The 20,515-nt window shown below is 42.3% G+C and carries 19 protein-coding genes; 12 read left to right on the plus strand and 7 right to left on the minus strand.

What is annotated here, in order from left to right; translation table 11 throughout:
• Nucleotides 1–7: 7 nt before the first annotated feature.
• Nucleotides 8–397: a type II toxin-antitoxin system VapC family toxin gene (locus tag RM347_RS15755; protein WP_322719405.1), complete on the minus strand. Its 390-nt coding sequence runs from the start codon at nucleotides 395–397 to the stop codon at nucleotides 8–10.
• Entirely contained in the window at nucleotides 397–624 is a 228-nt protein-coding gene (locus RM347_RS15760) for a type II toxin-antitoxin system Phd/YefM family antitoxin (protein ID WP_322719404.1), read from the minus strand. Before RM347_RS15760 ends, RM347_RS15755 begins: the two co-directional genes overlap by 1 nt.
• 199 nt (nucleotides 625–823) lie before the next feature.
• On the opposite strand from RM347_RS15760, the gene RM347_RS15765 reads away from it, so the two are divergent.
• The gene (locus RM347_RS15765; RefSeq protein ID WP_322719403.1) at nucleotides 824–2,095 is read left to right on the plus strand and encodes a ribulose bisphosphate carboxylase small subunit; all 1,272 of its coding nucleotides are present in this window, start codon (nucleotides 824–826) and stop codon (nucleotides 2,093–2,095) included.
• Nucleotides 2,096–2,321: 226 nt separating this feature from the next.
• Here RM347_RS15765 and RM347_RS15770 read toward each other — a convergent pair whose 3' ends face one another.
• Nucleotides 2,322–3,077, minus strand: coding sequence for a hypothetical protein (locus RM347_RS15770; protein ID WP_322719402.1), 756 nt, complete (start codon nucleotides 3,075–3,077; stop codon nucleotides 2,322–2,324).
• A gap of 387 nt (nucleotides 3,078–3,464) precedes the next feature.
• The gene (locus RM347_RS15775; protein WP_322719401.1) at nucleotides 3,465–3,860 is read right to left on the minus strand and encodes a hypothetical protein; all 396 of its coding nucleotides are present in this window, start codon (nucleotides 3,858–3,860) and stop codon (nucleotides 3,465–3,467) included.
• Between the two features lie 792 nt (nucleotides 3,861–4,652).
• On the opposite strand from RM347_RS15775, the gene RM347_RS15780 reads away from it, so the two are divergent.
• The 5 genes from RM347_RS15780 (at nucleotide 4,653) to RM347_RS15800 (ending at nucleotide 9,142) form a co-directional block, all read left to right on the plus strand.
• Nucleotides 4,653–5,813: a sigma-70 family RNA polymerase sigma factor gene (locus tag RM347_RS15780; RefSeq protein WP_322719400.1), complete on the plus strand. Its 1,161-nt coding sequence runs from the start codon at nucleotides 4,653–4,655 to the stop codon at nucleotides 5,811–5,813.
• Nucleotides 5,814–5,992: 179 nt separating this feature from the next.
• On the plus strand, nucleotides 5,993–7,189 hold the full coding sequence (locus tag RM347_RS15785) for a DUF1822 family protein (protein WP_322719399.1): 1,197 nt from the start codon (nucleotides 5,993–5,995) through the stop codon (nucleotides 7,187–7,189).
• Between the two features lie 73 nt (nucleotides 7,190–7,262).
• Nucleotides 7,263–7,730 carry a DUF4870 domain-containing protein gene (locus RM347_RS15790; RefSeq protein WP_322719398.1) on the plus strand — a complete coding sequence of 156 codons (468 nt, stop codon included), beginning with the start codon at nucleotides 7,263–7,265 and terminating at the stop codon, nucleotides 7,728–7,730.
• Nucleotides 7,731–7,794: 64 nt separating this feature from the next.
• The gene (locus RM347_RS15795; protein ID WP_322719397.1) at nucleotides 7,795–8,892 is read left to right on the plus strand and encodes a Gfo/Idh/MocA family protein; all 1,098 of its coding nucleotides are present in this window, start codon (nucleotides 7,795–7,797) and stop codon (nucleotides 8,890–8,892) included.
• Nucleotides 8,893–8,896: 4 nt separating this feature from the next.
• Complete coding sequence (locus tag RM347_RS15800) at nucleotides 8,897–9,142, plus strand: HNH endonuclease (RefSeq protein WP_322719396.1); 246 nt, start codon at nucleotides 8,897–8,899, stop codon at nucleotides 9,140–9,142.
• A 272-nt stretch (nucleotides 9,143–9,414) separates the two neighbouring features.
• Here RM347_RS15800 and RM347_RS15805 read toward each other — a convergent pair whose 3' ends face one another.
• Complete coding sequence (locus tag RM347_RS15805; RefSeq protein ID WP_322719395.1) at nucleotides 9,415–12,132, minus strand: DUF3536 domain-containing protein; 2,718 nt, start codon at nucleotides 12,130–12,132, stop codon at nucleotides 9,415–9,417.
• A 495-nt stretch (nucleotides 12,133–12,627) separates the two neighbouring features.
• Between RM347_RS15805 and cax the strand changes: the two genes are divergently transcribed.
• Together cax and RM347_RS15815 are read left to right on the plus strand one after the other, a co-directional pair.
• Nucleotides 12,628–13,749 (plus strand): calcium/proton exchanger, encoded by a 1,122-nt coding sequence (gene cax / locus RM347_RS15810; RefSeq protein WP_322719394.1) that lies wholly within the window; start codon nucleotides 12,628–12,630, stop codon nucleotides 13,747–13,749.
• Between the two features lie 305 nt (nucleotides 13,750–14,054).
• A complete protein-coding gene (locus tag RM347_RS15815; protein ID WP_322719393.1) occupies nucleotides 14,055–15,194 on the plus strand; it encodes a serine/threonine-protein kinase in 1,140 nt (379 codons plus the stop codon).
• A 156-nt stretch (nucleotides 15,195–15,350) separates the two neighbouring features.
• Here the strand turns inward: RM347_RS15815 and gndA are convergent, their stop codons facing one another.
• The gene (gndA, locus tag RM347_RS15820; protein WP_322719392.1) at nucleotides 15,351–16,781 is read right to left on the minus strand and encodes an NADP-dependent phosphogluconate dehydrogenase; all 1,431 of its coding nucleotides are present in this window, start codon (nucleotides 16,779–16,781) and stop codon (nucleotides 15,351–15,353) included.
• Nucleotides 16,782–16,997: 216 nt separating this feature from the next.
• Between gndA and RM347_RS15825 the strand changes: the two genes are divergently transcribed.
• Nucleotides 16,998–17,750, plus strand: coding sequence for a Ycf66 family protein (locus RM347_RS15825; protein ID WP_322719391.1), 753 nt, complete (start codon nucleotides 16,998–17,000; stop codon nucleotides 17,748–17,750).
• Between the two features lie 205 nt (nucleotides 17,751–17,955).
• Here the strand turns inward: RM347_RS15825 and RM347_RS15830 are convergent, their stop codons facing one another.
• The gene (locus tag RM347_RS15830; protein ID WP_322719390.1) at nucleotides 17,956–18,321 is read right to left on the minus strand and encodes a DUF1622 domain-containing protein; all 366 of its coding nucleotides are present in this window, start codon (nucleotides 18,319–18,321) and stop codon (nucleotides 17,956–17,958) included.
• A gap of 209 nt (nucleotides 18,322–18,530) precedes the next feature.
• On the opposite strand from RM347_RS15830, the gene RM347_RS15835 reads away from it, so the two are divergent.
• The 3 genes from RM347_RS15835 to RM347_RS15845 all read left to right on the plus strand — a co-directional run bounded on the left by RM347_RS15835 (nucleotide 18,531) and on the right by RM347_RS15845 (nucleotide 20,506).
• Complete coding sequence (locus tag RM347_RS15835) at nucleotides 18,531–18,848, plus strand: hypothetical protein (RefSeq protein ID WP_322719389.1); 318 nt, start codon at nucleotides 18,531–18,533, stop codon at nucleotides 18,846–18,848.
• A gap of 237 nt (nucleotides 18,849–19,085) precedes the next feature.
• The gene (locus RM347_RS15840) at nucleotides 19,086–20,084 is read left to right on the plus strand and encodes a M48 family metallopeptidase (protein ID WP_322719388.1); all 999 of its coding nucleotides are present in this window, start codon (nucleotides 19,086–19,088) and stop codon (nucleotides 20,082–20,084) included.
• Between the two features lie 215 nt (nucleotides 20,085–20,299).
• Nucleotides 20,300–20,506, plus strand: coding sequence for a hypothetical protein (locus tag RM347_RS15845; RefSeq protein ID WP_322719387.1), 207 nt, complete (start codon nucleotides 20,300–20,302; stop codon nucleotides 20,504–20,506).
• The last annotated feature ends 9 nt before the right edge of the window (nucleotides 20,507–20,515 follow it).

Genomic DNA, 20,515 nt, shown 5'->3' on the forward strand with positions numbered 1-20,515 from the left:
CTGAAATTTATTCACCAAAGTCGCGTAATTGAATAAGCATCAAATGCTGTATTACACTAATAATTGGAATTTTCTCTACCATTGCTTGGGCAATCAAAATCCTATCAAAGGGGTCACGATGTTGTAAAGGTAAGCTAGTAATTACATCAATATGGTCGAGATTGATATTGAGTAAATTAAAATCATTCAATGCTAGTTGTTGCTCAATAAAAGTTTTAATTGGTAAACTAAAACTTAGTTTACCAATGCTTTGTTTGATTGACATTTCCCAAACGCTAACAATGCTGATGAGCTTTTCATTATTTTGGTCTTCGATTAATAGTCTCATCTTGTCACTAAAACTTTGATGTCCTTGGAAAAACCAAATCAAAGTATGAGTATCTAATAGCACCTGCATTACATGTAATCCTGGAATTCTTCTAATGGCTCATCAAAGTCATCTGATATTGTTATCAAATCTTTGGCACTCCCAAATAAAGGAGAGCGTTTTTTTTCTAGAATCACCGGAGTCAGCTTAACCATTGGCTGCTCATCTTTGGTAATAATAATTTCCTCACCATTGATTGCTGCTGCGATTAATTCATGTAAGTTTTGTGATGCTGCGTCAATCGTAATGTGTTGCATGACTATCACCATTTCATTTAATTAATTATTTTACAGCAGTTTTCACGAGTCCATGCTTGGGAGCGTGTTCAACTTTGGCAACAGACAATCAACCCAACAAATGAACAAGCACAAGCTTGTCTGAAAGAAAAGCGATCGCTATCCCAAAAAAAAACTTAACATTAAACTTAGAAGTGTTAATTTTTCATCATATAAACTCATGGGTTACTACATCGCTCCCCGCTTTTTAGACAAACTTGCTGTCCACATCACTAAAAACTTCTTGAAGCTTCCTGGCGTGCGAGTTCCTGTGATTTTGGGTATTCATGGACGCAAAGGAGAAGGCAAAACATTTCAATGTCAATTAGTCTTCGAGAAAATGGGTATCGAAGTAACTCACGTATCTGGCGGCGAATTGGAAAGTCCAGATGCAGGAGATCCGGCGCGGTTGATTCGGCTGCGCTATCGGGAAACAGCGGAACTCATTAAAGTACGCGGCAAAATGTGTGTACTGATGATTAACGATTTAGATGCAGGTGCTGGGCGCTTTGATGAAGGCACTCAATATACTGTAAATACACAGTTGGTGAATGCCACACTGATGAATATTGCTGATAATCCCACAGATGTGCAGTTGCCGGGTAGCTATGATTCTACGCCTTTACATCGTGTGCCGATTATTGTCACAGGTAATGATTTTTCTACCCTCTATGCACCGTTAATTCGGGATGGACGGATGGAGAAATTCTACTGGGAACCAGATAGAGAAGACAAGGTGGGAATTGTCAAGGGGATTTTTGAACCAGATGGACTGTCACAGAAGGAAGTTGAACAGCTAGTTGATACTTTTGTCAATCAGTCTATTGACTTTTTTAGCGCTTTGCGATCGCGCATTTATGACGAACAAATCCGCAACTACATCCATAAAGTAGGGTTTGAGCAGATATCCTTGAGTGTGGTTAACAGCGTTGAAGGGCCACCAGAATTTAAAAAGCCAGATTTCAGGCTGTCTCACTTAATTGAGTCTGGTAACTTCCTCGTTGGTGAACAAAAACGGGTGGAAAATTCTCATTTAGTTGATGATTACAATCGACTAAATCGAGGTAGAAATTCTCAATCTGCACCACCTGCTGCTGTGACACCAATTAGTCAGCCGTCAAATGGCGCAACCCAAGAAGTAAAAACTAATGGATTCCAGAAACAGCAAGTATCGAGTCCACATTTGACTTTAGAGACACAAGAACAGATTCGGCAATTATTGTCTCAAGGTTACAAAATTAGTATTGAACACGTAGATGAGCGTCGTTTCCGCACAGGTTCTTGGCAAAGTTGTGTTAATAGCCACATTGATGCCGAATCTGATGCAATCTCAAATTTGGAATCAACTCTAACAGAATATAGCGGTGAGTATGTGCGCTTGGTTGGGATTGATCCAAAGGCTAAACGGCGGGTAGTAGAAACGATTATTCAGCGTCCAAATGGGAGAAATTAGGAATAGATACAGCCGAATTCAAGAGTTAGGAATCAGAAGTTAAATCGGCAGTAAAAAACCGCATTTACAACAGACAAAACCCGCACAGGCGGGTTTCAACAAGGGGCTTAAGCCCTTTGTTAATTTTCTATTAAGTAAGTAGGCACAATAAAACCAAACGATGTGAAGCAAGCTAAACAGGACTAAAATTCCTTGTCCCTCTGCCTCTTCGTTGAATTCTAACTTTTTAACTACAAGTGTTTGCTGAAGCCGAGTTCATCGTTCTTAAATCACCAGTGAATATAACTGTGTATGGATAAGGTGATGAACCAGAGCAACTCATGGAATTTGTATTAGTACGACGGGGAGTCCACCATGACTTTGCTTGCACAGTTAAAGTCGAATTTGTGCTATTCCATGATAGGTTGTTGACAACTAAAGAGTTAGTTTGTCCATTATCCGCTTTTTTGGCACTTAAGAAAGTCGCATAGGAAACATCGCCATTAGCTGGATTAATCCGGGCTATAACTGCGACTTTTGGCCCGCCTCCGCTACCATAGCTAGGTAACCAACGCCCAATGGCAAAGCGGCGAAAATCATTACCTGTCTGACTACCGGTGGAAGAGAAAACGCCATACAAAACACTACCACCATTCCAATACAATCCGTAACCTGTACCATCATCCTTGGTTGTTTCGTAATCAGTCCGACACCATGCTTTTATCCCATTATTGAAGCGGGCAATTATCGGGTCTTTGTTATTTGAGAGTTGCCGATAGCCAATGTAAACGCTTGTTGTTCCATTAACTACTTTGGGCCCATTTTTAGCTTTGATTGTTGCTTCACTATCGTTGCAACTAAATGTCACAGCATTAGCGATAGATGTATTTACTGTTTGGGCTAAAGCTGGAGGAGCTTTTTGTGTGAGTACTAAATCAGATACTAATATTAGAGACAAGGAAAAACCTGCAAAATACTTCTGTAATTTGCCAGAATAAATCATGGTATAAACCTGCCGAGTAAAGGGGAACGGAAAACACCGTACCACTATAAACTCTAATCAGTATTTAGACAAGTAAAATTTTTTATTTAGACAAGTAAAATTCTTTAAACTCCCATTTTGCAGGATTTTCAACATTAAAAAAAATGAGACTATACTATAAAGTGCATAATCTAAGATACATTAGAATGCATGTTATTAGCTGCATATAATTGTTTCTTATCAAAGAGCGTCAGTGAATTGAAGAAATTACGATGGGCTACGCCTCTCAATAGGGGATTGCAGCAGTCAAAAACATGGTTTTAATGAACAATGTAGCGTTTGTTCATTCTCCACATTCCTTACGAGAAGCTTTCTTCCCCTATGCTTTCTGCTTCTGGTCGTAATTTCTTAGGCGATTTTAGCATTTTCTACTGATACTTCTCCTGCACCACCTTTCAGGCGGCTCAATCTGCTTTTGCGAATACGTTCGCTATCACGAACGCCACCTGCCATCTCATACTCGCTGCTGTCTTTGCCATATTTAAAAGCAACTCCCCTTAGCATCTTATCTGTAAGATTGCTTAAAGTTTTTTCCATCTCATCAATTTTAGTTTTGGAAGAATCAATTACAGCTAAAGCGGTGTTATAAGAATCAAGCATAGTCCGTAGCTGCTCAATTGATTTATTCAGATTTTGCAAATCGCAATTATTACCAAAATCCATATTTGAATCAATTACTTTCAGCCCAGTGGATCTCAATTCAGCTTTTTCTAAAACACGGGATGTACGTTTTCTACGAGACATAGAGATATTTGTTAGAGAGGGTTATAGAGCTAGTTTGCCTTAGTAAAGCTGTTTTCTGGTTCAGTAAAATTAGTGAATAATTATCTTTGCTAAAAAGATACAAATAAATCTGTGTGAATTTTCTTAATTTATAGCTTGTACCTGTTTTTCTTCACAATTGCTTTAATGTTGATGACGGAGATTACAATGTTGATGACGAATATTCCAATGTTGATGATGGAGATTGCAATGTTGATGACGGAGATTACAATGTTACTGAGGAATGTTGCAATGTTTATGAAGAATGTTGCAATGTTTATGAAGAATGCTCCAATGTTGATGAAGAATGTTCCAATGTTTATGAAGAATGTTCCAATGTTTATGAGGAATGTTCCAATGTTACAGCAGTTTTCATGTATTTAGACCACAACTAAGAATACAAACGAAAAGCGCTATAGCAGACTAATAGAGACTGTTTTCAAACCCGAAGATCCCCCCCAACCCCCCTTAAAAAGGGGGGCAAAAACCTCTCAAAGTCCCCCTTTTTAAGGGGGATTTAGGAGGATCAGATGACGTTTTGCATCGTGTGTAGAGATGTGTGTACACCGTAGCCTTGCCTTTTTAAGGAGGGTTAAGGGGGATCTTCAAAAATTGGGGTGCTTAGGGAGAGGTTTGAAAACACGCCCTAGTACAGCTGGGGCGTAAATCCAGCTACCATCTCAATTAACAAGACTTGGGGCGGAAGCAACTGGTTAAATGTAGGTAAGCTTTTGCCACAGTGTATTAGACTTAATTTTGAATTTTCCAATTTTTATGCAACCTCGACAAAGCATCATTGAAATCTTTTCAACTTTTGTGCAGTTTGCTGGCGATCGCTTCAGTCGTTGGGCGATAGAATCAAGTTTGCGTCGCAGTATCCAAAGTTGTCTAAACTATACGCCACAAGAAACTTCTGAATATTTTTGGGCACTTTACTGGTATAAGTTTTGGCAGCTTCCCGAAACTGAGCCACTAGCTAGGCAACATCTCATGGCTTACTTGCAAGAACCTTGCTATTGGGTATCTCAAAAGACGGTTGCTAGTTTTGCCAGTACTCAGTATAAACTTTCTGACTGTTTTCAGATTGCGATCGCTCAAGTTGATAAAGTCCTCAAAGGTTTTAACCCCAATCAAGGTTTTACCTTAAAAAGCTACGCCCAAGCCGTTTTTAGCAGTGCTATCCGCGAAACCTTGCGTCAAAAGAGAGAAATTGATATTTGTACAGATTGGGGACTGTTACGAAAAATCACTAAAAAGCTTTTGGTGGAGTCTTTGGAAAATGCTGGCTTATCCCCAGAGAATATTAATGCTTATATTCTTGCTTGGAACTGTTTCACAACCTTATATATTCCTACGAAAACTGGTACTTCTCGCCAACTATCTCGACCCGACGATAAAATTTGGGAAGCGATCGCTAAAGCTTATAATTCACAAAGTAGTCAGCAAGTCAATCCCCAAACCCTGGAGAATTGGTTGCTAAATGTTGCTAAATCTGTACGCAAGTATTGTTATCCCACCCCGGAGTCTCTCAATACTCCCAAAGGTGGTGATGATTCCTGGGAGTGGCTAGACAATCTTACGGGAGGTCAACAAGAATCCCTAATCAATGAAATTGTCGCTCAAGAAGAAGAACAAACTAGAATCTCTCAACAAACTGAGATTAACAAAGTTTTAGTCGTAGCGATCGCTCAACTTGAACCGCAATTACAAGAGATTGTAAAACTTTACTATGGTCAAGAACTAACTCAAGACAAAATTGCTAAACAATTACAAATGCAGCAGTATACTGTCTCGCGGCGACTAAAAAAAGCGCAGGAAGCTTTATTGCGGTCTTTAGCTAACTGGAGTCAAGATAAATTGCATATTTCTGTCACCTCAGACCTACTCAAAAGTATAAATACAGTCATGGAGGAATGGCTGAGAAATTATTACTAGAGAGTGGGGAAAAAGCAGAGGGGCAGGGTGCAGGGAGCAGGGGACAAGGGGACAAGGGGAAAGACTTGTTGCAAGTTCTCATCACCTTGTCACCTTGTCCCCTTATCCCCTTGTCCCCTTATCTCCCCTGCTCCCTGCTCCCCTGCCTCTTTTCAATGCCCAAAACCGGAGTAACCACCATGACTGCTAACACCACTGTATTTACTTTTGCTAACCCAACTGACCTGATTTTAGAAATTCCTACCGCCACCCAAAATCAGGCGGATGTTCGCAGTCAATCTTTTTCTAACCCCACTTCTGGCTATCAAGGTTATATTAATCAACTTTGCCTAAGTGCAGTTTTGCTATGGTTACAAGAGGATTTCACACCCCAAGCAAAGGTCTGGCCAAATACAACTGTTTTATCCAGTTTCTGGGAACTAGTAAATGGAACCGCAATCACCTTAGATGCAACTCGATTTATCTTGATTCCCAGTGAGACAATTGATTTAAGCGAACTTCGAGTACCGCAAGAATGGGTGGATATTCCCAGTTGGGTAGGTGATTATTACTTAGCTGTGCAGGTAGAACCAGATGAAGGCTATGTCAGAGTTTGGGGTTACTGCACTCATGCACAACTCAAATCTCAGGGCAGTTTTGATCCAGGCGATCGCAATTATTCTCTTGATGCTACTGACATCATCAATGATATCAGTGTTCTAGCTGTGGCGCGGCAACTTTGCCCAGAAGAACCAACACGTAGCGCTATTGAAGAGATTCTTACCATACCGCAACCACAAGCACAAAACTTAATTGCTCGTCTGGGAAATCCAGAAATACTTACACCGAGACTAGCTATCCCTTTTCAATTATGGGGAGGCTTAATTGAACATGGCGGTTGGCGAAAAAGCTTATATCAGCGACGTTTGGGACTACCAGAACAGTGGTCAGTTATCGAATGGTTGCAAAGTGGTGTTTCTCAAGTTGCTGAAACTGTCGGTTGGGGAAGCTTTGATTTCCAACTGGGTGCAGCTGGGGCGCGGGGTATTGACCAAAGGCAACCAGGATCTATTTTATCTCGTCAATTGGCGATGCCTGCGGCGGGCTACGCCTACGCAGGTCAAATCTACGAATTGCTGATTATACCACAACGCGAACCAGACACAACTATTTGGCGCTTTGAGTTACGTAACCTGACTGTGGGTGCAGCCATTCCTGGTGGTTTTAAACTCCGACTACTCACAGAAGATTTACAGCCCTTTCCCAACAACGAAGATATTGCTATAACCGCAGTAGAACAACTTTTCGTAGAAGTTGCTTTGGAGCCAGGAGAAGGCATAGTCTGGGAAATAGAACCTCTTCCCGATAATTATGACCGAGAAATACTCAGATTTTAAGCTCTTGTTTGGCTTTTTTATAGATAATTACAGTGGAGAATTATCTCGTAAATCCATTTACACATAAAAAGCCATGAGAGCAAAACCTAAACAACAAATGCGTATATGGGCGATGTTGTGTCATTTCTCGGCTTTGCTAGGGTGGATATTATTGGTTTTTTTAGTATTTCTTGGTATTCCTTTATATTTACCTTTAAATCTTTTAGCTCCACTCTTGATTTGGCGATTAAAAAAAACTCAATATCCCTGGATTGATTTACAAGGAAAGGAATCATTAAATTTTCAACTTACTTTAACATTTTATACCTTTATTGTCATAGTAATATCTTTAGTTTTAGTGTTAACTAGCTTTAGTTTGGCAGTGACTAGCAATGGTTCAGTTAATGAAATAAAAAACACTTTAGACAGCTTATTAATTGTACTTATGTCATTCATTTTATTTAAACTGGCACTACAATCCTTTGTAGTAACTCTCGCTGCTATTAAAGCTTACAAAGGTGAGCATTATCGTTATCCTTTTACAATTAGAGTTTTACGATAAGATATGATTGATCGAGTGATATTGAGCAAACAATAAGTTACATAAAGATGGGGATAAAAATTATATGATTGGAGTTGCGATCGCAGGCACTGGATTTGGTCAAAAAGTCCACATACCTGGATTCCAAGCACATCCTCAAACGGAGGTAGTCGCTGTTTATCACCGAGATATAAATAAAGCCAAAGCTATAGCAGAATCTCATAATATTCCCCACGCTTCCGACTCGCTTGCAGATATTTTGGCATTACCAGAAGTGCAAGCAGTCAGCATCTCTACACCGCCATTTTTGCACTATGAAATGGCAAAAACTGTACTGCAAGCTGGAAAACATTTATTACTAGAAAAACCTACAACTTTAAATGCAGTTGAGGCTAAAGAACTTTATCAGTTAGCGAAAACAAAAGGCGTCATTGCAACTGTAGACTTTGAATTTCGTTTTGTACCAGCATGGCAGTTATTTGCTGAATTATTGTCAGAAAACTATGTGGGTGAGTTGCGCCTAATTAAAATTGATTGGTTAGGTTCTTCTCGTGCTGATACTTCACGCCCTTGGAATTGGTATTCTGATAAAAAGAAAGGAGGCGGTGCATTGGGATCTTTAGGTTCCCACGCCTTCGATTACATTCACTGGTTATTCGGGCCAGTCCGCAGATTAAGCGCCCATTTGAGTACTGCTATTCCTACACGAGTTGACCCTGTTAGTGGGGAATCTAAGCCAGTGGATACCGATGACAACTGTATATTAACGCTGGAATTAGCAGATGGTACACCTTGCCAACTATCTATCAGTGCGGTTGTTCATGCATCAAGAACCCATTGGGTAGAAGTATATGGCGATCGCGGTACATTAATTGTGGGCAGTGAAAATCAAAAAGATTATATACATGGTTTTCGTGTTTGGGGTTCCCAGCCAGGTAAACCGCTAACGGAAATAGAAATACCGAATCGGTTAATTTTTCCCAAAAATTATGCTGATGGGCGGATTTCGGCATTTATCCGCGTAGTAGACCAATGGGTACAAGGGATTGACCGCAATCAGGAAATTACACCATCGCTGCGAGAAGGAATTTATTCTCAGTTGTTGATGGATTTATCCCATGAATCTCATCAAAAAGCAAGTTGGATAGATGTACCCAGCTTGGAAGGATTTCTTAGCAACTAAGGAAATGAGTAAAACTCCCCGCATTCGTATCCCGCCGGAAGTAAAGAAATATGTTTTTCAACGTGACAAATATCAATGCCAAAGTTGCGGTAAAACTACTGGAGAAACTAACCTCAGCATTGACCATATCATTCCCCTCGCTCGTGGCGGTCAAAACGATATCAGCAATCTCCAAACTCTCTGTTTTAGCTGCAATCAGCAGAAAACAGATAATATTGATCCCCGTTTCCGGCGTCATTTTGATTTATGACGCTTCTCAATCAATACGCTTGGGCTAAGGGTTATTGGTGTAGATAATTGGTCTTTCAAGACGCGATCAATCGCGTCTCTACATTAGGGTTTTGGGCTTATGGCAATGACGTTATATCAACCCTACTCAATTACCAATTAAGTCGTCGGAACCCCTCCCCTTACCAAGGGGAGGGGAGACAAAGCGTAGCTTTGGCGGGGTGGGGTAAAACGCTTGTGGGATAAGCGTTTGAACTTAAGTTGACACCAATGCACAGTAGTAGTCCACTACATCTATCCCAACTGATTTGAGATCGAACTGACATCAACTGCTAACTTTTTACCCAACTTGAGCAACTGAAGACACTGATTATCGCCTTCATTTTCAAGGCTAGTGATACACACTGGTGCTATCTGACTTTGCAGACAACTAAAATATAGTTCTTGCGATCGCTGTAGGGAAATATCAATATTAAGTTGATCCCCGACATCAATCAACCGCTCCAATAGTTGGATATCTGCATTAAAGCTACCATTAGCATCGTGCAACAATTGCCAGAGCGATCGCGCAATTAGCTGTTCTAACATCTGCTTACCGTCAGGAATATTCAGCCGACAACGCAAATGTTTTGCTTCAGTAGCGATCGCCTCCAATTCTAAGATGTGATTCCAACTCTTTTGGGGATCGGCAATCTCTTGCTCTAGCGATCGCAATGTCATCAGACAGCGATGCCCTAAAGCAATATCTGCTGCCACCTGCAATTCTTGCGGTACTGCAATTTCATCACGATGAAACGCCATCAGCACACCGTAATTATCACGGTAAGCTTGGGTATACAACTGTCCTAAACGTGCCAGTGTTTCTTGACTAAGCAACCGCATAATCCGGTGGCGTTCTTCAGCAAATAGATTTTGCAAGCTGAAAGCTTCTTCCCCAAATAGCTGTGTCATCGCCAAGATCGTATGAGCCGCACTGGCTTGTTTTAGCGCTCCAAACAGCTTTTCTTTTAATTTGCTGTAGTCACGCCGCCCAGTAAATTGTTGAATGCAGCAGTGGAAATCCCAGCCTCCCAAATGTAGAACCGCAAATACCAAATGCTCACTTTCCCAAGTAATCTCTGATACCAGCTTTAAATTTCCCACAGCCAGAGTTAGCGATCCCATCCGTTGCAGTTGGTAATCTAGCTCATTGGCAGCATAGCAATAAACCCGCTTCTGGTAACGCTGAGACTGTTTGTCAGCAGCATCTTTTCTCGGTAGAGAATTGTGCGTTTCTGCTGGTTTCTGATTGGTAAACAGGGAAGTAATGGCGTAATGGGCTGCAACTTGCTTAAAGCCAAGTTGGGCAGTTAACACTAGTTGCCGATAAATTTCTGCACCGTGTTTGAACTCGTCTACATTACTGGGGGCTAAACCTAGATGTTTGACGAAGCCTTTTTCCAGCTGCACACCGGCCACTTCCCCTGCCAATTCCAAAGCACGGGCGGCATAGCGCAGAATTTGTGTCCCTTCTGGACGGGAAATTTCTTCAAAAAACCAGCCGCAACTAGTGAACATTAACAAAGCGTGACGCTGCATTTCCAATAGGCGGAGGGCGTCTACTTGTTCGGCTGCGGTTAGTTTGTGGGTTTGATGACGGGCAAGGAAACGGTTGACATTGGTAGCAGAGCGATCGCGCATTACTTGGATATATTCATCTCGCGCTAGCCAGGGATCGCGAAATAACTGTCTACCATGTTCCTCATAAACCTCAGTTAGCTGATCCCGCAGCCAATTTAGGGCATCCCGCAGTGGACGACGCCATTTCTGATGCCAAACTGAGCCTTCCCCACCGCAACCACAGTCATCTTCCCATCTGCCGACACCGTGGGCGCAACTCCAGGCTGTGACTGACTTTAATTCCACTTCCCAACTGGGAGAATTTAAGCTCAGGTAGTGGGCGAAGTTTGTTACCGTCCAACCTTGTTGAGGAAACTCTTTGGTAAAGGCGTAGGCTAAAGTTTTCTCTGTTCCCTTTTTGTGATGTCCGAAGGTTTCCCCATCTGTCGCCACCGAGATTAACTGTGCCAGACGATGATCCCCACGCACTGCCGAACCGATACGTCCAGCAAAGTGACTGGAATTATAAACGACATCACTAAAACCCATATCCCGCGATATCGGCCCATCGTAGAAGAAGATATCAATGTAGGGTAATTCTTCTGTACTACTATCGTTGGGGCTAGTGGCGATCGCACTCAGAGGTGAAGATGAAGTATCTAGTGTCGGCTGCAAATAACAACGATAGGGACGGGTGGAATCAATCTGACTACCACCGACTTCGATCCATTCAGGATGGGGACGATCTGGAGTCGGGAGGGGACGGCAACGCAATGCTTGAGACGGTGCCAGGACAATGAAGCGAATACCCTCAGCAACAAGAGCTTCTAGGGTGGCGTAGTCTACAGCAGTTTCTGCTAGCCACATCCCTTCGGGATCGCGGCCAAAGCGGGAGCGGAAGTCTTCTTTACCCCAGCGAATTTGGGTATATTTGTCGCGCTCGTTCGCCAGAGGCATGATGATGTGATTGTATACTTGCGCGATCGCATTACCGTGACCATGCAAGCGTTGGCTACTCTTAGCATCCGCCTCTAAAATCCGCTGATAAACCTCCACATCGTAGCGTTCTAGCCACGACATCAGCGTTGGGCCAATATTAAAACTGAAATACTCATAATTGTTGACGATCCCCACCACTTCACCTCGGTCATTTAAGACTCTGGCAAAGGCATTCGGGCGATAGCATTCCCAATGAATCCGCTCATTCCAGTCATGGAAAGGTGCAGCGCTCGGTTGGCGTTCAATTGCGTCCAGATAAGGGTTTTCCCTCGGTGGCTGGTAAAAATGACCATGCACCGTCACATAAACACCATTAGCCTTTCTCAGGGGATCGGTTTCGTGAGCGTTTTTGGGATCTGAATGTAATGTTAACGTTGAGCCAGAGCTAGCTGGCATTTCAGCAGCAGAAGTCATGTATATTTATCCAAAACAAAAAACTTGCAGTTGTACCAAAAACATTGTGCGTAACCCTTTCTACAATGGTTTCCACACAAAATCCGGTATAAACAACAACTATGAAATCCAACCAAATTTTTGACAAAGCGGTTTTATTGTAGTGGGAAATCTGCGTTATCGCACAGCCCTTTCCCTGAAGGCTCAAAATAGTTAGCCATTGAACAAGGCCTCAGTTAGGGGTTTTCTCGTTAGCAGCGCCAATCAAAATTTTAATTGTCTTTTAATATATTAAACCCCATTCCTGGTGTAATATTTTGGCTCAAATTCATAGTTTTGCAACAAAAGATTACAACAACTCATTATATCGCAACCTAATTTTACATACACAGCAGTGAGCTGAAAACAGTAAAATTTCTGAATTGCTCTACAGACGGTTGAGAGTATCCTATGGGAGTGATGAGTGAAAGTGATTTTTAATTCAACACTCCAAATTAAAACTTAGGATTGCTCGCTGTGAATGATACCCTCAACTCAAGACAACAAATGTCAACCAAAAACATTATTCTTTTCGCTTTATTACTGTTTATCCCGGTTTCTGTAGCAGCCCACTTTCTGGAATGGGGAGAATTGATAGTTTTCATTACAGCTGGATTAGCAATTCTGCCCTTAGCAGCTTGGATGGGTACAGCCACAGAAGAAATTGCTGTCGTAGTCGGGCCATCATTGGGGGGCTTGTTAAACGCCACCTTTGGCAATGCTACAGAATTAATCATTGCCCTAGTGGCGCTGAATGCTGGGTTAATAGATGTAGTCAAAGCCAGTATCACGGGATCGATTATTAGCAACTTACTACTGGTGATGGGTTTTTCCATGCTTTTGGGAGGACTGCGCTACAAAGAACAGACATTTCAGCCAATTGTGGCGCGGGTGAACGCTGCTTCAATGAATTTGGCGGTGATTGCCATTTTGATGCCAACGGCGATGAATTACACCTCTCAAGGAATTAACGAACAAACACTGCAAAATCTTTCTATTGCTGTTGCTGTAGTATTAATCCTGGTTTATGCCCTAACGCTGCTATTTTCGATGAAAACCCACTCTTATCTATATGATGTAGGTGTAGCGGAGATAGAAGCAGAGGAAATCCCTCATGCTAAACCAAATATGATGTTGTGGGTTAGCGTGCTGCTAGTATGTACCTTGCTAGTGGCAATTGAGTCAGAAATGTTGGTCGATTCTCTGGAGGTGGCGACATCTCAGCTAGGTTTGACAGCGCTGTTTACAGGGGTAATTTTGGTTCCCATCGTCGGTAACGCGGCTGAACACGCCACAGCAGTCACCGTGGCGATGAAAGATAAAATGGATCTTTCCCTTTCGGTAGCTGTGGGATCAAGTATGCAGATTGCCCTATTTGTCGCGCCCGTGTTGGTGATAGCAGGGCGGATATTGGGCCAACCAATGGATTTAGATTTCAAACCCTTTGAATTAGTAGCTGTGGTTGTGTCAGTATTGATTGCAAACAGTATTAGTTCCGATGGTAAGTCCAATTGGCTGGAAGGCACTTTATTATTAGCTGCCTATACAGTATTAGGGTTCGCCTTCTACTTCCATCCAGTTATGGATGCAGTGGGGTAGGTAGCTAGCAGTGCGTAGGCGTAGCCCGCACTTCTCTACGAGAGGCATGGTTCGACTCCGCTCACCAGCCGCTCAGTGACCATCTTAGACATCGCTCATAGTTTAACCCAAAGCGATCGCTCTTGATTATAGGTAATAACCGGGCTGATTTTAGATTCTTTTGGTTCATGCCGAACTAACTTCCTGCTACGCCCTTTCGCCCGTTGTGGGTGACACGAATCCAAAATTTAAAATCCAAAATCTGTTGATTACACCCTTTTGCCTGGGACAGGAGAAAATAAAGACATATAAGAGCGATCGCCTGTATGAGCTACTGCCTTAATCCCCATTGTCCCAAGCCGGAAAATCCTAATGATGTCAAGTTTTGCCGGACTTGCGGTTCCAAGTTACTCCTCAAAGAACGTTACCGTGCTATCAAACCAATCGGACAAGGTGGTTTTGGCAAAACCTTCTTAGCTGTGGATGAAGATAAACCCTCAAAACCACGCTGCGTAATTAAGCAATTTTATCCCCAATCCCAAGGCACTAACACTCTTGCAAAAGCTGTAGAGTTATTTAACCAAGAAGCAGTGCAGTTGGATGAATTGGGCAAACATCCCCAAATTCCCGAACTACTTGCATATTTTACCCAAGAAGATCGACAGTATCTTGTACAAGAATTTATTGACGGGCAAAACTTAGCCCAGGAATTGGCACATAGAGGTGCTTTTAGTGAAACGCAAATCTGGCAATTACTAAATGATTTATTATCAGTATTAAAATTTTGTCATGCCAGACACGTAATTCACCGTGATATTAAGCCAGAAAATATTATTTTACGTAGCGGTGATAGCAAACTAGTATTAGTAGATTTTGGTGCAGCTAAATCTGCCATTGGCAACGCCTTAAATCAAACTGGTACTAGTATTGGTAGTCCAGAATATGTTGCCCCTGAGCAAATGAGAGGTAGGGCTGTTTTTGCCAGCGATATTTACAGCTTGGGTGCTACCTGTATTAATTTATTAACCCAGCGATCGCCCTTCGATTCCTATGATATCAATAACGATACATGGGTTTGGCAGCAATACTTGCAAACTCCTGTTAGTAATCAGTTAAGTCGTATTCTTAACAAGATGCTAGAAAGTATTCCAATTCGGCGTTATCAAACAGTAGATGAAGTTCTCAAAGACTTAAATCAGCAGCCGAAAGTAGCACCTACGCCAGCGATACCGCCAAAACCTATCCCTCAAGCCCCACCAAATTCTCCAGCAGCTTTTGTATCGAAATCTCCAAGTCAACTTGAAAAAGAATTAGAGGAAATGAAAACCCAATTTTTGGGTAGCAGCAAACCTCAACCAAATAAAATACAGCCACCAAACCCCACATCTCAGCCTTCTAGTAAAAGCAAAATAGATGAAGAATTAGAAGAATTAAAAGCCAAATATCTTGGTAATAATAATCCTTAAAATCCATAAAAAATAGATTATGTCATATCGACTCGCATAACAGTCATTGCGATCGTCGTTAAAAAAAATGACTCTGAAACTCAGAGCCACTTGTAATATATATTCTGAAACAGTCTAAACTTTCCCAATAAATTGAGACTTTAGATGTATGAAACTTTACTTCCCAGCTTCAGCAATGGGTACCCATTCGGTGTGGAAACTTCCGGGCTTATCAAGACGCAGGTAAGTATGTGCGCCAAAGTAGTCGCGTTGTGCTTGAGTCAGGTTTTGAGGCAAGCGATCGCGGCGATAGCTGTCAAAGTAATCCAAGGATGCGCTAAACGCAGGTACTGGAATTCCCAGTGTTGCGGCTGTCGCAATCACTTCCCGCCAAGCAGTCTGTCTGTCGAGAATTGTCTGCTTAAATTCGGGAGCTAACAGCAAGTTAGGCAAAGCTGGATTTTCGGTAAAAGCCTTCTTAATCTTATTCAAAAAGCGAGCGCGAATAATACAACCACCTTTCCAAATCCGCGCCATTTCGCCCAGATCCAAATTCCAGTTATATGTTTTTGAAGCTGTGGATAGCAACGCCATCCCTTGAGCATAAGAACAGATTTTTGAGCAATAGAGAGCATCGCGTACTTTATTGATAAAGTCCTTAGTTTGCCCGTCATACTTGCCACTGGGACCTGTGAGGACTTTAGATGCTGCAACCCGCTCCTCTTTAATAGAAGAGATAATTCGGGCATTAACTGCTGCTGTAATTGTGGGAATAGAGACTCCCAATTCCAATGCAGTTTGCACAGTCCAGCGTCCAGTTCCCTTTTGACCTGCTGCGTCAACAATCAAATCCACCAGGGGTAGATTTGTTTCTGGGTCAAGATATGGGAAGATATTCTTCGTAATCTCAATCAAAAATGAATCGAGTTCATCGGTGGTGTTCCATTCAGCAAACACCTCATGTAGCTGATTATGGTCTAATCCAACGACATTTTTCAGTAAGTCGTAGGCTTCAGCAATTAGCTGCATATCGCCGTACTCAATGCCGTTGTGTACCATTTTGACATAATGGCCAGAACCACCAGGGCCAATGTAGGTTACACAAGGGCCATCATCGACTTGGGCAGCAATTTTGTTGAAAATTGGTGATAGAAACTCGTAAGAGCTTGTTGTACCTCCAGGCATCAGAGATGGGCCATTTAGTGCCCCTTCTTCACCGCCACTGACACCCATACCAAGATACCGAAGCCCAGCGGGTTCTAATTCCTGAGTGCGTCGTTCCGTATCTTCAAACCAAGAGTTGCCACCGTCGATAATGATATCGCCTTCGTCTAACAAGGGTTTGAGTTGAGCAATCACCGCATCCACTGGCTTACCAGCTTGCACCATTACTAGGATTTTGCGGGGACGTTCCAATGAGGCGACGAATTCTTCCAAGGTAAAGGCGGCTTTGACGTTCCGTCCTGGCGCACGCTGCGCCATAAACGCATCCGTTTTTTCTCGGGAGCGGTTGTAAACTGCAATTGGGAAGCCATTGCGCTCCACGTTTAGAGCGATGTTCTCACCCATAACGGCTAATCCAATCACACCAAAGCTTTGTAGTGTCATAAAAAATTTCTGGCTAACTCTTGCAGATCCTTTTACCTTTAAGGGTAGTCCGATATTTTCCGTTCTCCCCTAAAGAAGACCTTAAGACTTGAATAAAGGGCAAAAATCCACAACTAACACGGATAATTAATTTTAAATTGTATCTAAATCAACAATTGACTGGCAAAATTTGCAAAATTTAAATAGTCAAAGGACGCAGTAAGGAGTAACCAAATAATGCTGGCATATATCCTAGCTTTGGTGGTCGGTCTTGGTAGTTTAGCCATTTACATAGCAGCTTTCTTTTTCCCAGAAATCCACCGCAAGAATGACTTTATCTGGAGTGGTGTAGGACTGTTCTACGCCTTAGTATTATGGGTGTTTGCACCACGCATTTCTGGGGGTTTGTTGCTGGGTCATGTGGCTAGTGTGGCTCTTTTAGTCTGGTTTGGCTGGCAAACTCTATCATTACGTCGGCAACTTACCCCGCAAGCACAACAAACCCAAGTACCCAGTCCTGAGACGGTGAAAACTGGCATTCAGGAACAGGTAAATAAGTTGTCCCTTCAGGAACGGCTGGGTCAGTTGCAACAGGGTCTTGGTAGCACCTTCAGTGGCGTGAAAGACAAGGTGCAACAGACTGTGAGTAAAAAAACACCTACAACCCCCAAACCTGAAGATATTACCTCTGTACTAGCAGAGAAACCTGTTGTTGAGATTATCGACAAAACTACTGTCATACCAGAACAACCAGCAGAGGAGACAGTTACAACTGATACTGAAGCAAAAACCGAGAGTGTGCCCGAAGCAATTCCACCAAATCCCCCATCCTGGGAATTGGTGGAAGCAGCGCAACCAGATTTTGAAGTTGAGGACAAGCAACCGATTCCTGTAGAAGAAATTGCTCCAGATGCGGTACTCGCTCCGCCAGCGGAAGCACCACCGGAAGAAATACCGGAAGAAATACCGCCGAATAATCAGGCTAGTTGAATGCTCTGAAACCCAACGTTAACCTAATATAATGTTGGGTTTCACTTAACTTGTTTTAATGTTCTGCCACAAATCGGCTGAAACAAACCTAGAAAATAACCAACATTAGTTGTTGCGATCGCTACATCTGCAATGGTAAGAGTTACAGCTTAGGCTACTAAAATTACCTGAGTTTGACGAGTTCAAAAAAGCCCATACTGAGAAATTAAAAAGATTCATCCTTGATATTGTTCTTTTTATTCTTTGCTTGCTCAATTTCTTTTGCCAAAAAGAAATTCAGAATTGTTCGTAGCGCAATGATAGCAGCTAGTTTACCAATTTCGTCCCAAGTTGGAGCGATCGTGCTACGTAAAATGTCAGCAGCCAATGCAAACTCAAGGGAAAGAGCCAGCCACATACCCAACCCTAGCCGAATTTCCTCTTTAGCCTCGTTCAGCTTTTTACGGCGGCTGAAGAAAAAAACCAGGATCTTGACTACAGCTTCCAAAACAGCGATACCAATAATAATACCAGTGAAGATATCAACTGCTGTCGCAAGTACACTCGTCAAATTCGTGACGAAAGCTTCCATATAGTTGATTTCATAGGTTTCAGCAGGCAAACACCCACGCGCAAAGCATTGGCAATACTTGTCAGTGTTGGGTTAACAGATCCAATACAACCTGCCATCTACTAGCTGCTCAATCATGCTATCTTCGTATCCTATCTAGGATTTACAAGAAAGTAAAACCTATCTTCTCCTCATTGTGGTAACAATCGTTAAAAGACAAAGACAATTCTATGAGTAAGTTTCAAATCGATATCGACTTCAGCAATATAGATTTAGCTTCCCTTGAGACAGAAGACGATTTTCAAAGAGAGGCAAAAATATTACTACCAAAGGTACTGGTCAAACTAGGTGAAAGTGTGGGGGAAAAGACTTGGGAAGAATTACAGCAAAAGCTCCAAGGCACTGGAGGTAAACTCAAATCTTCTCCAAGCGAGAAACGCAAGTTTATTCAAGAAACAGGAAGAACTTATCAACGAAATGCCAGTAACAGAGAAAGACAAGAACTGGAAGATTATATAGTAGAGCAATTACGCCAGCACAAGCAGTAAATATCTACCCAAGTCTGATGCAAGTGTATTCTAACTTCTATGTCTGAGTAGCGATGTCTACGACAGGCTATGCCTACGCCGTGCGACTGACATGGCTACAGTCGCTAACGCCAACAGACCGAAGTCCGCTCAGGCGGACTTTGTTTTGTAGTACCTTTGTAAATCTTCAATTTACACAAAATCTATTTTGCATTATTGTATAAAAATCATCCTTGTATCACAGCGATATCAACAATAATGCTTAACTGGAACAGAACACTGCTAACTACTAGCTCCTTGGGACTACTTTTGTTCACTGCAACGCTACCAGTCTGGGCTAAACCAGTCCAACAGAAGAAACCAGCACCCACAGCTACAACAATTTACCAGCAAGCTAAGAAAGAATTACCTGAAGATTTTTATACTCTCTATCGCGTCATAGATAGAGTAGCGCGTGCCAACGAATTAGATAATCGTCCTTGGCGGGTTGTGGCTGTTCCCAAGTATGATGTCAATGCATTTGCAAGTGACGTTAATTTGGTTGCCATTTACGATGGCATACTTGACCAGTTAGCTGGTGATTCCTCAGCATTAGCTTGTGTAGTTGCTCATGAAATGGGTCATCACACTAAACGTCACATCGCTGTTGGTGCAGCTCAAAGAACTGAGTTGATTGCCAAAATTCAGGAAGAAGCAACCAAAGAAGTACTGGGAGAAAGAGAAGCTGCAAACCAAGAGTCAACAGCTGCTACAGTTGGCGGTGCCGTTGTGAATCGTGTAGTCGGAGGAACTTTTGGTGGTTTGCTGGGTTCAGTTCTTGGCAATCAAGGCACTCAACGACAAGTAGAATCACAGCAACGCATTAATGAGATTGTCGAGAAAAAGAAAAAAGAGTTAGAACAGCGTTTAGCAGAACAAGAACGACAACAAGAGTTTGAAGCTGATGAAATTGGCTACATAAATTCTGTGAAAGCAGGCTTTGAACCAGAAGGATGTTTGAGAGTGATGCAGGTTTTGGCTCAAACTCCTGGTTCTGAATTTGATACAACTCATCCAGCAGTACCCAAACGGATTGAGGCAATTAAAGCTTTAATTATTAAGTATCCACCCCAGACTTTGGTCAAAGAGGGTGAAGCGCGAATATCTAAGACAAAGCCTTTAACGTATAACATTTCTAAAGATAAGACCTCGTTACGGATTAACTCAGTTCGCGGCGGTTCCCAGGCAGATGATATAGAGCGTCGGTTTGGTAAATAAAAACTCTGGGCGACGAATAGTTAAGCTCAGATGAGTCTTTGAACTCCGTCAACGAGTCTTTGAACTCCGTTAACGAGTCTTTGATACTCGTGAATGAGTCTTTGAACTCCGTCAACGAGTCTTTGATACTCGTGAACGAGTCTTTGAACTCCGTCAACGAGTCTTTGATACTCGTGAATGAGCCTTTGAACTGCGTCAACGAGTCTTTGATACTCGTGAACGAGTCTTTGAACTCCGTCAACGAGTCTTTGATACTCGTGAATGAGTCTTTGAACTCCGTTAATGAGTCTTTTATATCATCCCTGGCTGAATACTTGTCATTGCGAGCGGAGCGAAGCAATCCCAACATCCTTGCGATTGCTTCTCTTCTCTACGAGAAGCTACGCCAACGAGATGCTCCGCGATCGCTTGACTCACAATGACGTATCATA

The organism is Nostoc sp. ChiQUE02, from assembly GCF_034531305.2.
In the GTDB taxonomy this organism is placed as follows: domain Bacteria; phylum Cyanobacteriota; class Cyanobacteriia; order Cyanobacteriales; family Nostocaceae; genus Nostoc.

What these genes read in the sequence shown, in the direction of transcription:
- RM347_RS15825 (WP_322719391.1), top strand. Translation starts at nt 16,998, where the DNA reads ATGCTGGCATATATCCTAGCTTTGGTGGTCGGTCTTGGTAGTTTAGCC.
- gndA (WP_322719392.1), bottom strand. Translation starts at nt 16,781, where the DNA reads ATGACACTACAAAGCTTTGGTGTGATTGGATTAGCCGTTATGGGTGAG.
- RM347_RS15795 (WP_322719397.1), top strand. Translation starts at nt 7,795, where the DNA reads ATGATTGGAGTTGCGATCGCAGGCACTGGATTTGGTCAAAAAGTCCAC.
- RM347_RS15780 (WP_322719400.1), top strand. Translation starts at nt 4,653, where the DNA reads ATGCAACCTCGACAAAGCATCATTGAAATCTTTTCAACTTTTGTGCAG.
- RM347_RS15770 (WP_322719402.1), bottom strand. Translation starts at nt 3,077, where the DNA reads ATGATTTATTCTGGCAAATTACAGAAGTATTTTGCAGGTTTTTCCTTG.
- RM347_RS15815 (WP_322719393.1), top strand. Translation starts at nt 14,055, where the DNA reads ATGAGCTACTGCCTTAATCCCCATTGTCCCAAGCCGGAAAATCCTAAT.
- RM347_RS15790 (WP_322719398.1), top strand. Translation starts at nt 7,263, where the DNA reads ATGAGAGCAAAACCTAAACAACAAATGCGTATATGGGCGATGTTGTGT.
- RM347_RS15760 (WP_322719404.1), bottom strand. Translation starts at nt 624, where the DNA reads ATGCAACACATTACGATTGACGCAGCATCACAAAACTTACATGAATTA.
- RM347_RS15785 (WP_322719399.1), top strand. Translation starts at nt 5,993, where the DNA reads ATGACTGCTAACACCACTGTATTTACTTTTGCTAACCCAACTGACCTG.
- RM347_RS15835 (WP_322719389.1), top strand. Translation starts at nt 18,531, where the DNA reads ATGAGTAAGTTTCAAATCGATATCGACTTCAGCAATATAGATTTAGCT.
- RM347_RS15830 (WP_322719390.1), bottom strand. Translation starts at nt 18,321, where the DNA reads ATGGAAGCTTTCGTCACGAATTTGACGAGTGTACTTGCGACAGCAGTT.
- RM347_RS15765 (WP_322719403.1), top strand. Translation starts at nt 824, where the DNA reads ATGGGTTACTACATCGCTCCCCGCTTTTTAGACAAACTTGCTGTCCAC.
- RM347_RS15800 (WP_322719396.1), top strand. Translation starts at nt 8,897, where the DNA reads ATGAGTAAAACTCCCCGCATTCGTATCCCGCCGGAAGTAAAGAAATAT.
- RM347_RS15775 (WP_322719401.1), bottom strand. Translation starts at nt 3,860, where the DNA reads ATGTCTCGTAGAAAACGTACATCCCGTGTTTTAGAAAAAGCTGAATTG.
- RM347_RS15755 (WP_322719405.1), bottom strand. Translation starts at nt 397, where the DNA reads ATGCAGGTGCTATTAGATACTCATACTTTGATTTGGTTTTTCCAAGGA.
- RM347_RS15840 (WP_322719388.1), top strand. Translation starts at nt 19,086, where the DNA reads ATGCTTAACTGGAACAGAACACTGCTAACTACTAGCTCCTTGGGACTA.
- RM347_RS15805 (WP_322719395.1), bottom strand. Translation starts at nt 12,132, where the DNA reads ATGACTTCTGCTGCTGAAATGCCAGCTAGCTCTGGCTCAACGTTAACA.